At 39.1% G+C, this 13251-nt stretch carries 13 protein-coding genes and 1 pseudogene; 7 read left to right on the forward strand and 7 right to left on the reverse strand.

The window, feature by feature from the left end:
* The first annotated feature begins 76 nt into the window (after nt 1–76).
* Nucleotides 77–1221, forward strand: a protein-coding gene (locus tag F947_RS14300; RefSeq protein WP_099046175.1) for an IS3-like element ISAba14 family transposase whose coding sequence is annotated in 2 segments (ribosomal slippage) — nt 77–341 and nt 341–1221 — 1146 coding nt in all. Because the reading frame shifts where the segments join, the coding sequence is not laid out codon by codon here.
* A 100-nt stretch (nt 1222–1321) separates the two neighbouring features.
* Here F947_RS14300 and tatC read toward each other — a convergent pair.
* From tatC to F947_RS07095, 3 genes are read right to left on the reverse strand one after another with little or no spacing between them, the layout of a single operon-like run.
* Nucleotides 1322–2092 (reverse strand): twin-arginine translocase subunit TatC, encoded by a 771-nt coding sequence (gene tatC, locus F947_RS07085; protein WP_004973788.1) that lies wholly within the window; start codon nt 2090–2092, stop codon nt 1322–1324.
* Nucleotides 2089–2526 carry a Sec-independent protein translocase protein TatB gene (gene tatB / locus F947_RS14945; RefSeq protein ID WP_004973791.1) on the reverse strand — a complete coding sequence of 146 codons (438 nt, stop codon included), beginning with the start codon at nt 2524–2526 and terminating at the stop codon, nt 2089–2091. Before tatB ends, tatC begins: the two co-directional genes overlap by 4 nt.
* A 17-nt stretch (nt 2527–2543) precedes the next feature.
* Nucleotides 2544–2765, reverse strand: coding sequence for a Sec-independent protein translocase subunit TatA (locus tag F947_RS07095; protein ID WP_004973793.1), 222 nt, complete (start codon nt 2763–2765; stop codon nt 2544–2546).
* 317 nt (nt 2766–3082) lie between these two features.
* On the opposite strand from F947_RS07095, the pseudogene F947_RS14845 reads away from it, so the two are divergent.
* Nucleotides 3083–3603, forward strand: a pseudogene (locus F947_RS14845) (IS5 family transposase); the annotation flags it as partial.
* A gap of 362 nt (nt 3604–3965) precedes the next feature.
* Here the strand turns inward: F947_RS14845 and F947_RS07110 are convergent.
* The 3 genes from F947_RS07110 to F947_RS07120 form a co-directional block, all read right to left on the reverse strand.
* Nucleotides 3966–5300 (reverse strand): ISNCY family transposase, encoded by a 1335-nt coding sequence (locus F947_RS07110; protein WP_026438381.1) that lies wholly within the window; start codon nt 5298–5300, stop codon nt 3966–3968.
* 166 nt (nt 5301–5466) lie between these two features.
* The gene (locus F947_RS07115) at nt 5467–6654 is read right to left on the reverse strand and encodes a phosphotransferase enzyme family protein (protein ID WP_004973800.1); all 1188 of its coding nucleotides are present in this window, start codon (nt 6652–6654) and stop codon (nt 5467–5469) included.
* Between the two features lie 92 nt (nt 6655–6746).
* Nucleotides 6747–7328, reverse strand: a complete 582-nt coding sequence (locus F947_RS07120; RefSeq protein WP_004973810.1) for a hypothetical protein — start codon at nt 7326–7328, stop codon at nt 6747–6749.
* Nucleotides 7329–7526: 198 nt separating this feature from the next.
* Here F947_RS07120 and F947_RS07125 point away from each other — a divergent pair, with 198 nt between their 5' ends.
* The 4 genes from F947_RS07125 to F947_RS07140 all read left to right on the forward strand — a co-directional run bounded on the left by F947_RS07125 (nt 7527) and on the right by F947_RS07140 (nt 10212).
* A complete protein-coding gene (locus tag F947_RS07125; RefSeq protein ID WP_004973813.1) occupies nt 7527–8141 on the forward strand; it encodes a LexA family protein in 615 nt (204 codons plus the stop codon).
* 43 nt (nt 8142–8184) lie between these two features.
* The gene (locus F947_RS07130) at nt 8185–9480 is read left to right on the forward strand and encodes a Y-family DNA polymerase (RefSeq protein WP_004973814.1); all 1296 of its coding nucleotides are present in this window, start codon (nt 8185–8187) and stop codon (nt 9478–9480) included.
* A gap of 124 nt (nt 9481–9604) precedes the next feature.
* Nucleotides 9605–9901: a hypothetical protein gene (locus F947_RS07135; protein ID WP_004973816.1), complete on the forward strand. Its 297-nt coding sequence runs from the start codon at nt 9605–9607 to the stop codon at nt 9899–9901.
* Nucleotides 9898–10212, forward strand: a complete 315-nt coding sequence (locus tag F947_RS07140) for a helix-turn-helix domain-containing protein (RefSeq protein ID WP_004973819.1) — start codon at nt 9898–9900, stop codon at nt 10210–10212. Before F947_RS07135 ends, F947_RS07140 begins: the two co-directional genes overlap by 4 nt.
* Nucleotides 10213–10397: 185 nt before the next feature.
* On the opposite strand, the gene F947_RS07145 is transcribed toward F947_RS07140, so the two are convergent.
* On the reverse strand, nt 10398–12605 hold the full coding sequence (locus tag F947_RS07145) for an OsmC domain/YcaO domain-containing protein (protein WP_004973821.1): 2208 nt from the start codon (nt 12603–12605) through the stop codon (nt 10398–10400).
* Nucleotides 12606–12899: 294 nt separating this feature from the next.
* On the opposite strand from F947_RS07145, the gene F947_RS07150 reads away from it, so the two are divergent.
* Entirely contained in the window at nt 12900–13247 is a 348-nt protein-coding gene (locus tag F947_RS07150; protein WP_004973824.1) for a carboxymuconolactone decarboxylase family protein, read from the forward strand.
* Nucleotides 13248–13251 lie beyond the last annotated feature (4 nt).

The following is a 13251-nucleotide window of genomic DNA, read 5'->3' on the forward strand; positions in this document are numbered from 1 at the left end:
AGAGATGGATCCGGAAATTTGAACAACTCCTATAAGTGATACTCTGCTCCTCAAATGATGTTATAAACATCAATATATGGAGTATTTTATGGCACGTAGACCAAGAAGAAATCATTCAAACGACTTTAAGGCTAAGGTAGCACTTGCTGCGATCAAAGCAGAAAAAACACTTGCTGAATTGAGTTCTGAGTTTGATGTTCATCAAAACCAAATTATTGACTGGAAAAATCAATTGATCTCAGCTTCCTCACAAGCTTTCGATCAATCAAAAGCTCCATCAGAACCTCCCATTGATCTTAAAAAGTTACATGCAAAAATCGGTGAGCAGGCATTAGAAATTGATTTTTTAGAAGGTGTGTTGAAGAAACTGGGCCGCTTCAACCACAAAAGTTAATCGATCACTCACTTCAGATTTCAGTATCTAAACAAGCTAAGTTACTGAAAGTCTCTCGTGGTTGTTATTATTATCGCCCAAAACCTGTTAGCTCATCAGATCTGAAGCTGATGCGATGTATTGATGAATTACATATGCAATATCCTTTTGCAGGCAGTCGTATGATGCGTGATTTGTTGAATCGTCAAGGGCATCATATAGGACGACGTCATACACGTACTTTAATGAAGAAAATGGGTATTCAGGCGTTATATTGCAAACCAAATTTAAGCCAGGCTAATCAAGCTCACCGTAAATATCCATATCTGCTCAAAGGATTGGCTATTCAGCGCAGTAATCAAGTGTGGTCTACTGATATAACGTATATCCCTATGGCAAAAGGCTTTGTTTATTTATGTGCTGTGATTGATTGGCATAGCCGCAAGGTACTTGCGCATAGGGTATCGATTAGTATGGAGGTGGATTTTTGTATTTCGGCTTTAAATGAAGCGATTGAAAAATATGGATCACCTGAAATATTGAATACAGACCAAGGCAGTCAGTTCACCAGTGATGCATTTATTGATGTATTGAAATCAAATGGCATTCAAATCAGTATGGATGGTAAAGGTCGATGGGTAGATAATGTGATGGTTGAACGATTATGGCGGAGCGTTAAATATGAAGAGGTGTATCTCAAAGCTTATAGCAGTGTCACAGATGCGAAAAAGCAATTGAGTGCATATTTTGAGTTTTATAATCTGAAACGACCTCATTCAAGTCTAGACAAAATGACACCAAATGAGTTTTACTATGATCAGCTACCCCAACAAAACAAGGTGGCTTAACTAGAGCGGAATATCACTTATAAATACGCTTTTAGTTGTTCAAACAAGTGGAACCACCTCTGATTGTCAATAAATAATTTATATAGTTCTTATATAAAGTCTATGCATGATGGATCTTTTTGTTCTCAATTAACTTACCAAAGAACAAACCTGTTTCAAACAGCAACCACATCGGAATCGCGAGCATAATCATAGATAATGGATCCGGTGGCGTGACAAACATGGCGATAAAAAAGCAGCCGACAATAATAAATTTACGTTTATCTATCAGTTGTTCTGTGTTGACCACTCCGATCAGAATGAGAATTAAGGTCAGAATCGGAATTTCAAAGGTTATTCCAAACACCAAAAATAACTTTAAACAAAAGCCCAAGTAACTGTTGATGTCAGTCATCGGTGCTACCGTGTCCGGGGAAACACTGATAAAAAAGTGTAAAATGGATGGCAGGGCGATGAAGTAGGCGAAAGCAATCCCTGTATAAAACATTCCGATACTACCTAGCAATAGTGGCAAAGCCAGATTTCTTTCCCTTTGATATAGGGCTGGTTTTACAAAGGCCCAGAATTGATACAGGATGAATGGCATGGCAATCATCAAGGCTATAAAAAAATTCAGTTTAAATGGTGCCATGAAGGTTGCCGTGACATCAGTGGCAATCATTGAGGAATTTACTGGCAACTGTGCGCGTAGTGGTTCAGACAGCCACTGATAACTTTGATTGGCGAAGGGTAGCAGGCAGAAAAAGAGCACAATCAGTAACCCGATAATTTTAATCAGATGCTGGCGCAAGATAATCAAATGCTGGGTGATTGGCATATCCTGTAGCGTAATCTGCTGCTCCACATTTGGCGGTGTAGTTTTGGATTTCATGCCATTTCCCTGATCTGGTTACTCTGTTTATGAAGCCGAGTAAGTTGTTGAGTTTGAGAACCGGTTTGGGTAAATAAGGACAGTGGCTTGGATTCAAGAAATTTATAGACTGGAAAGTTATTTTGCTGATTATCGAGTTTGACCTGCGTCTGTTGGTCATCGGTCATGATTTTATCATGCTGTAACTGTTGCATCTGGTTCTGCATTTGCTGTTCCAACTCGTGCAGACGTTGCATTTCGTTCTGCATTTCTTCACGTAGTTCCGACAGTCGAAGTTCACGATCAATATCATGTTGGACATTACTGATCAAGCGTTTGAGGTGGCCGTACCATTTTCCAGCAAAACGAGCGGCCTCTGGCAATTTTTCAGGACCCAGCACCAATAGAGCAATGATGCCAAATACCAGCAGTTCCGTCATGCCTACATTCAGCATTTGATCCCTCCATCCACTCAGTTTTTGCTGGTTGTTGTATCGTTATTGTTCTGATGCTTCTGTTCTAGACTATGTTGTTCGTTCAATTTTACTGGTGATTCATCATCACGTATCGATTTTTTAAAATCCTTAATGGCACCACCGACATCTTTACCCAAATTTTTAAGTTTTGATGTGCCAAATAAAAGAATCACTACAATTGCAAAAATGACTACGTGCCAAATAGATAATCCTGCCATCCTTATTTCTCCTATAATTTTGTTTTATATCGCAATTACTTGCTATTTTAAGTATATGCCATTCGGCACAGGCTTGAAAGGCAAGCTGAACATTGTTCGTAGCTGAAAATTTGTTTAAGGCACCTTGATTATTAAGTATAGTACTTCCCAATAAGTGCTATTAAGCATGATTGGATATTTCAATATATGAGCTTTACGTCAGATGATCAGCATGAAGACATCATTTAGCTGAATACTAGGGCGTGTTCTCATTTGAAGAATTGTTTTTAAATACTTAAAATCCTCCTTTAAGCTCTTTTCATTTCTACATTTTTTCAATGGCACGTACTCTTCTCACCGATGATATTTGGCAGCAAATTCAAGATACTATGCGATTACACGGTTGTTACTGTTCAAAAAACAGTAGAAATATCATGGAAGCCATCTTATGGAAACTACGTACGGGTGCGACATGACGTGATATTCCTCAAGAACTTTGCCCTTGGCAAACTGCTTACAATCGCTTTAATCGCTGGGCAAGTAAGGGATTATGGGATAAATTTTTTTTAGATTACGAGGCATTCTGGATCAGGAATGGGTATTCATTGATGGAAGCTACATACGCGTGCATCAACATGCAAGTGGAGCTCGGCATGGTTTCGAAAGAGCAATTGGACAATCACGCGGTGGACGAACAACAAAAATACATCTTGCAACCGACGCGAATGGATTACCGATTGATTTTAAAATCACTGGGGGTGACGTCCACGACAGTCAAGTTGCAAAACAACTGATTGATATTGTAGGCGAGGCAACTTATCTCATTGCTGACAAGGGGTATGATGCTGAGCACATTAGAATATGTGCCAAGAACAAGAATAGGCTTTGTTGCATAAATATGTAAGCATCTGATTTAAATAAATTTAATTTTGGATCAAAAAACAATCAAAACTTTTAAAATCATATAGTTATGAAATCTTTGTGCAACAAAGCCGGGGGATTACCGATTGACTGTTGCTTAAATAAGATTAAGAAAAGGATTTAAATCATGGATACAGATATCAGAACCTTTTCACAAAATGTGAAAGAGGACAAGAAAGTCGTCTCTACAAAAATAGCTTTTTACCTTGTAACTAGTCTATTTTTTATGTGGGGCTTACAAGTGAGTGTTATTCACCAATTAAAATGTCTATGCGATAAACCATTTAAAATGTCCTGTTTTTAACTGCAAGAGTCAAGAACAGGATTTAAATTTCTTTGTTCAATAACAACTTTCTGAGCTTTACGACTCGGCATACTTTTCTTGGCACGGGAACTTTTATTTTGTTTTTCCAACTCTTCATGTTGTTGCTGGATATGGGCCAGAACCGCACCTAATCTTTTATTCTCAACTACTTCATTCTGCTGCAGTCTAGCCAGTTTATTGAAAATACTGTAGTTGATCTTCCGTCCTTCGTGCATGATGGCCACAGTACCATCTGGATACTCTAAAAATGTTATGTATTGCCCAACAAGTTTGTGGTTCAGTGGTGTTGGCTCAAGCATATAAATACACTTGTCATACGTGATAGTCAGATTCTTCGTGACCTTACGCGGTTCCTGCCAGGTAAAAATATCCTCTAGCTCAGCATCAGATTCCGTTAAAGGTCGATGCAAGTTCTTCGAGTTTCTCGCACACTTGGCAAACTTCTGATTGAACTGCTCAATGAAGCAGGGCAGCCAAGCATTGGCCTCGGTAATTGAGCAGATGCCTTCCAAACGCATTTCCTTGATCAGGCGATCCTGCAGAGTTCTGTTGGCGCGTTCCACACGTCCTTTGGCCTGTGGTGAGTTGGCAAAGATAATATCGATGTTTAATTCGTTGAGAATCCTGCCAAATTGCGTGATCTGGCTGTCTTGCTTGGATTTCTGATTGACTCGAAATACTGAGTGTTTATCGCTATAAAAGGCCAAATGCTTGCCGTATTGCTCAATGTAGGCTCGGGTTGAAAGCATATAATCAAAGGTCGTTTCGGCCTCACAAAAGCGCAGATGCAACAGCTTTCCAGTGGCATCATCAATATAAACCAACAAGCAGCATTTAGCGTCACGTCCTTCAAACCAATCGTGATATGAGCCATCAATCTGGATTAGCTCACCAAAGCAATCGCGGTTATATCGAGGTTGATATGGACGTTTCTGGCGCTTGGATCGCGGAATCCAGAGACCATTTGCAGTCATCCAGCGCCGAAGCGTTTCTACAGGGATATTCAGGTCAAACATGCTGTTGAGTTTCTCATGCGCCAAGGTGGAACCAAAGCCCAGCAGATGTTCAGAAATAATGGAAAGGCACTTTGATTTTAACAAGTCATCATGACGACGATGACCCGGTTGACCACGACTGGCATGTGCCAGACCTGAAACACCGTCTTGATTGAGCTTGTGCAATAATCGAGTAATTTGGCGTGTTGAAAGATTCAGAATTTCTGCAGCACGGACTTGTGTAATACGTTGATCTCGAACATCTTGCAGGACTGCAAGACGTTGTATTTCCTTGTCAGACATAGTGATCAGCATCTCAAGTTTATATCCAGTCCATCATGTTGATGCGCATCATAGACCAGACATTTTTATTGGTGAGAATACAGACACTTTAAATGGTTTCTAACAGTGAGATTTCGTATAATGTATATTATGTTAAATAAGATATCTGAAGACAGCACCCTGCATTTAGCTGTGCAGATTATGACAATTCGCGTTGAATTAATCGAGTAAAAGTCTGGGTAAATTGCTGTCCTTGCTCTGCAAAAAACCAATTTACATGCCCAACAATCCAATCATAATAAGCAGCATCGGCATGTTTCAGGTTTTGGGTAATTCCGACAAAATATTCAAGCTCTGAAAATGCGAAATCCAAATGCACAATTTTTAGCAATTCGGGCAAAATGCTAAAGTCTTGTTGTGGATGTATCTCTGCAAAATACGCTTGTAAAAACGCGCTTAAACCCGCTTCGTCAATATTGATTTGTGATGTATGTTCTAAAGCCAGCCAATCTATAAAGTTACGCTCAATCGTGACCGCAAGGTCATAAAGCGCTGAATTTCGATCTGATAAGCCAAAATCAATTACCGCTGTAATATTGGCATCGGCACTTTGCGCAGACCAAAACAGATTGGAAGCATGCAAATCATTATGCGTCCAAATTTTAGTGGTCTGCTGCAATATATGCTTAATTTTATGATGCGTCTGAGATACACGCTCTAAAAAAACGGCGTCTAAGTTTTTATCGGCAAAATAACGGCTCAATTCAGGGCTATTTTGAATACGTTGCTGAATAGCCGTTACAATATTTTCACTTTCTAAAAGCTGCTGATTTGATACTAAATATCGCGCCGATCTGCCATGTAACTCAGGAAAATCCTGCATGGCGACATGCAATTTGGCAAGCAAACTTCCCACTTTTGCAGCATGTTCTGTATAGAAAAACGGCGTCCAAGATTGCTGATCGACATATAAGTCAAAACCTGCTGCTTTTTCGTAGACTTCATAAGTCCAGTCGCCCATTTCTAAAGCGGTCAGTCCGCAATTCGAGGCAATTAATGTCGCAACAGGAATGTTTTTACTGGCTAAATGTCGCAAAAAAGCATGCTCTTGCAAAATATCTTGCGCATTACGAAATGAACGATGACTGCGTTTAATGAAATACGAGCGACTTCCTATTTTATCTGTACTGACTGCATCCTGCGTGACTTCAATCACTGCGGCTGATGAAAATGGGCGCGGACTGCACCACAGAATTTGAATACCCCCTTGCAAGCATGGGTAATACGGTTGCAGGTTGTGTAATTCTGAGACAGTCAGATGTGCCCAATCTTTATATTCCCAGTCATTCCCCATGCCATGACCTAAATCATGTGTGATTGTGGTCATTTTCGATATTCCTTAACCTGATCAGCATTGTGTAATCGTATATTCCCTGCCATCCATCTCAAATAATCATTTTTTAGATAGATGATAGCTATTTAATTAACGGTCTTGGCTTGTCGTAAACGCAAATTCACTTCATCTACAATCTGATCTAAACCTGTGTCATAAGCAGCTTCACTCACAAAAGACACCATATTTTGTGTAACTTGCGGCAAATTGTAATCTGCATACCATGACAATGAATTCACTTCTATTTCACGTTCACCCTGCAAAATCACGAATCTTTTTTGCATCCAAGCCTGCAAATTTTCACCCGTATAGGCATCATAAAAAATAATATCGGTCAGATAAAAATCTTTCATCATGTAGGAGTAAGCCACGCTATTTTCTTCTGGCTCATAATTAAAAAAAGGTGTGGTGGTCAGATGAAACTCAACCAGAAAATGACGTTTTAAACGATGATTTTGATATTCCGCTTTGACTTTAATCGGGCAACTGATTTGCGCAAAGTCAATTTCATGTTCAGTATTTTGCTTAAAATATTCAGCCAAAGACCAAACCTGATGTTTAATGAAATCCTGCATTAAAAACTCAGGTTCAAGTTGTGAATTAATTAATCCCAACAGTAAAGATTCAACTTCTTCTTTCGTTAAATAAATGTCTTCAACAATATGCATGCCAATCTCTAAATATGCTGCTGCGATAGAAAAATCCTAACGGAAAGGCTTGTGTTTGTATAGCTATGCAATCGTAGAGTGTGATCTATATCTAGCAATCAATTATCCACGTAGATTGAATCTTAATCATGTTTTCAGCTATGCTATCAACACATCAAATTTCACTTCAAACACGCCTCGTTGCGTAGGAGTAATCTCATGTCTAAGAAGTTACCTATTTACTTCTCTGACGCTGCTTGGACGTCATTACAAAAAATCATGGGCAGCGATGGTAAACCCAGCCCTAGCCTGAATGCCCTGCTTGAACAAATTGAATTGCTGAATCAGCATGATTTTCAAGCGCTTGCTAAAAGAAAAACGCTGCATCTTCCCGTAACAATAGAATCCATTCCTGCAGGTTTTCCTTCGCCTGCTCAAGACTATATTGATAAAAATATTGATCTGAATGAATATCTTATTTCTAATGAAAATGCGACCTTTTTAAATGTGGTACGCACTACCTCTATGGTGAATGCAGGGCTTGAATACGGCGATATTGTACTGGTAGATCGCAGTAAAGAAGCCAAACACCGCAGCATTGTGGTTGCATTAATCGACCAAAAAGACCTGACTATTAAACGCTTGATGATTACAGCCAAAATGTCCAAAAGTGAATTGGCTGAACATTTTGGTGAAGACTACGACCCTGCCACTTTGCCCGAAGCTTGGCTCAAGGCAGAAAGCCCCGACTACGACAGCATTTACCTGAAAGATGGGCAAACTTTTGAAGTGTTTGCTGTGGTCACGTGGAATTTGAAAAACCTGATGGTTTAAACACCACAATAATGCATAAAAAAGCCGAATAAGTAAAATAGTCATGAAAGCTTTAGAGCAAGTTTTTGCGCTCATTGACATTAATAATTGTTATGTGAGCTGTGAGCGGTTGTTTCAACCACACCTGAATCATCGTCCTGTGGTGGTGCTTTCCAATAACGATGGCTGCGTGGTGTCACTTTCCGAAGAAGCCAAACGACTTGGCATTAAAATGGCTGTGCCCTTTTACCAAGTTCAAGAATTAATTCAACAACATGATGTTGCGGTCTTTTCAAGTAATTATGCGCTCTATGCAGAAATGTCCAGACGTTTTAATAATATTATTCAAGAATTTGTCAGTGCCAAAGATGTTGAAATTTATTCGATTGATGAAGCTTTTATTGAGTTGAGTTCATATTCTCAGCGCGATTTAAACGCACTTGCACAGGAAATTAAAACAACCTTGTGGAAATGGCTGGCTCTTCCTGTTTGTGTTGGTATTGGTCAAAGTAAAACTGAAGCCAAACTAGCCAATCATCTTGCTAAGCGAAACCGCTATTTCAACGGCGTATGTAATTTACTGGATATGGATTTATGCAGCAAAGAAGCCTTGTTTCAACACATTGATGTTGCTGAAGTCTGGGGTGTGGGTCGAAAACTTGCCAAAAAACTGCATGCTTTAAAGATTCATTCTGTATTTGATTTAGCAATTAGTGATCCTGAGCAAATGCAACGTAAATTTTCAATTTTAATGAAAAAAACCATTCTTGAACTCACAGGTACAGCATGTATTGAACTGGAGCACAATACCGTAAGTAAGCAGCAAATCATCAGCTCACGTTCTTTTGGGCAGCGTGTAACAGATATTCATGCGCTTTCAGAAGCTTTGAGCGATTATTTACAATCTGCTGTGCAAAGGCTCAGAGCTGAAAAAAGTTTATGTGGTTGTATGATCATTTTTGCGCAATCTAACCGTTTTGATCCGCGCCAAGTTTTTTACAATCAATCGGTCACTATTGCTTTCAATGAGCCAACAGATTCTGCTTTGCTCATGAACAAAGCCATGATGAAGCATGTGACAACGCTATTTCAGGAAGGGATTGCCTTTAAAAAATGTGGTGTGATTTTAACGGGACTTGAACCCAAACAAAGCTATATTAACGACCTGCTTACAGATACTGACGCCATTGAAAAACAGGAACAATTACAGCAAGTGTTGGATACCGTGAAAAATAAATTTGGTGTGCAAAAACTTGCCATTGGAGCATGTAAATTGCAAGATCGAACTTGGGCGATGCAGCGCAGCCATTTAAGCCCGAATTATTTTAGCTGGGAAGGTTTATTGGCGCTTGGTGATTAGCAGTTATTTGATTGGGCTAAAAAAGCTCACAATATGAGACCTAATTTAATGCTTAAAAGTACTACAAAGTAGTATACAATTAAACACTACAAAGTAGTATAAAGGTGTTTGATGTATACCATCTGTGAGACTACTTTTTTTTACCAATGAATATCCCTACTATTGGACTGAAGAACAATACAATGACTTTAAAATTTTCATTGCCGAGAACCCTACAGCAGGAGATGTAGAACCTGGTACTGGCGGCGTTCGTAAAATTCGATGGGGTGGAAAGAGTAAAGGTAAACAAGGTGGTGTTCGTGTAATTTATTACAACCGTTTAGCAAATGGCGAAATTTGGTTATTGACCTTATATAGTAAAGACACAATTACCCAACTTGAGAAAAAGACACTTAGACAATTAGCGGAGTTACTGAAATGAGTCGTTTATTAAGTGACAAAGAATTGGAAGCTCGAGAAGCAAAACGAGACTTAAATGTTGAATTATTAGAAGGCGTTAAACAAATGCTTGCTAATAACGCAGCAAGAAAAACTGTGATCAATGAAACAGATGTTGCTCTAGCACGAAGAAAGTCTGAACTCACTCAAGATCAATTTGCTAAAATTTTAGGTATCTCTAAACGTACATTGGAATCTTGGGAGCAAGGTGTTAGAAGACCTTCAGGAGCAGCTCAATCACTGATTAAATTGTTTATTTTAGATCCTCAATTTGTTCGTGACCATCTCGCTTAAATGAAATAGCCCTCAACAACAAGGGCTATTTATTATTTTGCCTTTTCAATAATAACAGCAAATCTTAGATTAGCATTTGAAATGCAACACCATGTTGTTGCCATAATAGCTGACTCGGACTTTTAAAACCGAGTCTTTTTCTTGGACGGTGATTCAAATCAGAACAGCGTTCTACCTCTACAAGATTAGTCTTTATTCAGCCCAACAAACTTGGCACGCGCTTTATGCAGTTTTTTGTAGCTGTCGATTAAACGTAAATGACGATCTAAACCTTCAAGCTGCATATTGGTTTCGGTTAGACCATAGAAACGTACTGTGCCTTCAACAGAACCCATGACTGCATCCATACGTTCATTGCCAAACATACGGCGGAAATTGACAGCATAATCGGCAATATCCATTTCATCATCTAAAATAACTTCAAGCACGACATTCATACATTGATAGAACAAGCCACGTTCTACGGTATTGGTGTTGTATTGTAAGAATGCTTCGACTAAATCTTTAGCTTCTTCAAACTGTTCTAATGCCAAATAAATCAACAATTTTAATTCAAGGATAGTGAGCTGTCCCCAAACGGTATTGTCATCAAATTCAATGCCAATTAAGGTTTTGATTTCAGTATAGTCATCTAGCTCACATTCTTCCAAACGCTCAACTAAAGCTTCAAGTTGCTCATCATCCAAACGGTGCAGATTTAAAATGTCTTCACGGTACAGCAAAGCTTTATTGGTATTATCCCAAATCAGGTCTTCTACCAAATACACTTCTGAATAATCAGGGACTAAAATTCGGCAAGCAGTTGCACCTAAATGTTCATAAATCGCCATATAGGATTCTTTGCCCATTTCTTCTAAAATCGCAAATAAAGCCTCAGCTTCTTCGACATTGCTATATTGACCATTGTTGGTGAAATCCCACTCTACAAATTCATGGTCTGCCTGCGCGCTAAAGAAACGCCAAGACACTACACCACTAGAATCAATAAAGTGTTCAACATAGTTATTCGGCTCAGTTACCGCATTCGTGCTAAAGGTCGGCTGTGGTAAATCATTTAAACCTTCAAAACTACGCCCTTGCAATAGTTCAGTTAAGCTGCGCTCTAAAGCGACTTTAAAGTTTGGATGTGCACCAAACGAAGCAAAAACACCGCCTGTACGCGGGTTCATTAAGGTCACACACATGACAGGGAATTGACCGCCTAAAGACGCATCTTTCACCAATACTGGGAAACCTTGTTCTTCTAAAGCCTGAATACCTGCCACAATACTTGGATATTTTGCCAAAACTTCTTGCGGTACATCAGGCAGGCTCATTTCTTCCTGAATAATTTCACGCTTCACTGCACGTTCAAAAATTTCAGATAAACACTGCACTTGAGCTTCTGCAAGCGTGTTACCTGCACTCATCCCGTTACTTAAATATAAGTTTTCAATTAAATTTGATGGGAAATATACCGTTTCACCATCGGATTGACGCACAAATGGCAATGAACAAATACCACGTTCAGTATTGCCTGAGTTGGTGTCATATAAATGTGTGCCCAGCAACTCATCTTCAGGATCATAAATTTCTAAGCAATATTCATCTAAAATTTCTTTAGGCAATTCACCATTTGGGCCAGGCTTAAACCATTTTTCATTTGGATAATGCACAAATTCGGCATTGGCAATCTCTTCACCCCAGAACTGATCGTTATAGAAGAAGTTACAGTTCAAACGTTCAATGAATTCACCCAAAGCAGATGCTAATGCACTTTCTTTGGTTGCGCCTTTACCATTGGTAAAACACATTGGCGATTGCGCATCACGAATATGTAATGACCAGACATTTGGCACGATATTACGCCATGAGGCAATCTCAATTTTCATGCCCAAACCTGCCAAAATACCCGACATATTGGCAATAGTTTCTTCAAGCGGTAAATCTTTACCAGCAATAAAAGTCGCTTGAGATGAAGTCAAGTTCGGCATCAGCAAAGCTTGTGCATCGGCATCAATACTTTCAACTTGCTCAATCACAAACTCAGGGCCTGTTTGCACGACTTTCTTTACGGTACAACGGTCAATAGAACGTAAAATCCCCTGACGGTCTTTTTCAGAAATATCTGCAGGCAATTCCACCTGAATTTTAAAAATCTGCTTATAGCGGTTTTCAGGATCGACAATATTGTTTTGAGATAAGCGGATATTATCGGTTGGAATATCACGTGATTGGCAATAAACCTTCACGAAATACGCAGCACACAATGCAGATGACGCAAGGAAATAATCAAATGGGCCTGGCGCAGAACCATCGCCTTTATAACGGATGGGCTGATCGGCAATGACGGTAAAATCGTCAAATTTAGCTTCAAGACGCAAGTTGTCTAAATAATTGACTTTAATTTCCATGCAGGCACCTATTGTATGTGCCTACTCAGACACAAAATTATAAAATATTGATTTATAAGCCGAATCAAGAGGGAGAATAAGACTTAAAAAATGAGGTTTGAAGTCATCGCAACTATTTAACAGCGACTCAAGAATATGCGGCAACATTATAAAGTGATTTGGGTGAATTGATAATGCTATAAATACAGATTTACTGAATTTAAGCAAAGTTGCTAATTAATATATACAAACATAATATATTTAAATGTATGGTATATTGTCTTTAGGTTCTAATCTGCTTGATGGTGAAACAACATGAAATATACCGAACTCACTGCTGAAATTTCGTCTAATATCAAATCCATTAAAGAACAATCTCCCGATTTACTTAAAAGCTTTAATGCCCTATCACAAGTTGCGATGAAAGACGGCGTAATTGATGCCAAAACCAAAGAGTTTATTGCGCTTGCAATTGGTGTGGCACAACGCTGTGATGGTTGTATCGGTTTTCACGTCAGAACTTTGGTCAAAATGGGCATGACTTTTGAAGAATTGAATGAAATTTTAGGTATTGCTGTTTATATGGGCGGTGGCCCATCACTCATGTATGCCGCAAACGCCGTGGCAGCATTTAAAGAGTTTTCTCCATCTACAGCCGAATAACAGC

The sequence above is a fragment of the Acinetobacter towneri DSM 14962 = CIP 107472 genome (genome assembly GCF_000368785.1).
GTDB lineage: Bacteria > Pseudomonadota > Gammaproteobacteria > Pseudomonadales > Moraxellaceae > Acinetobacter > Acinetobacter towneri.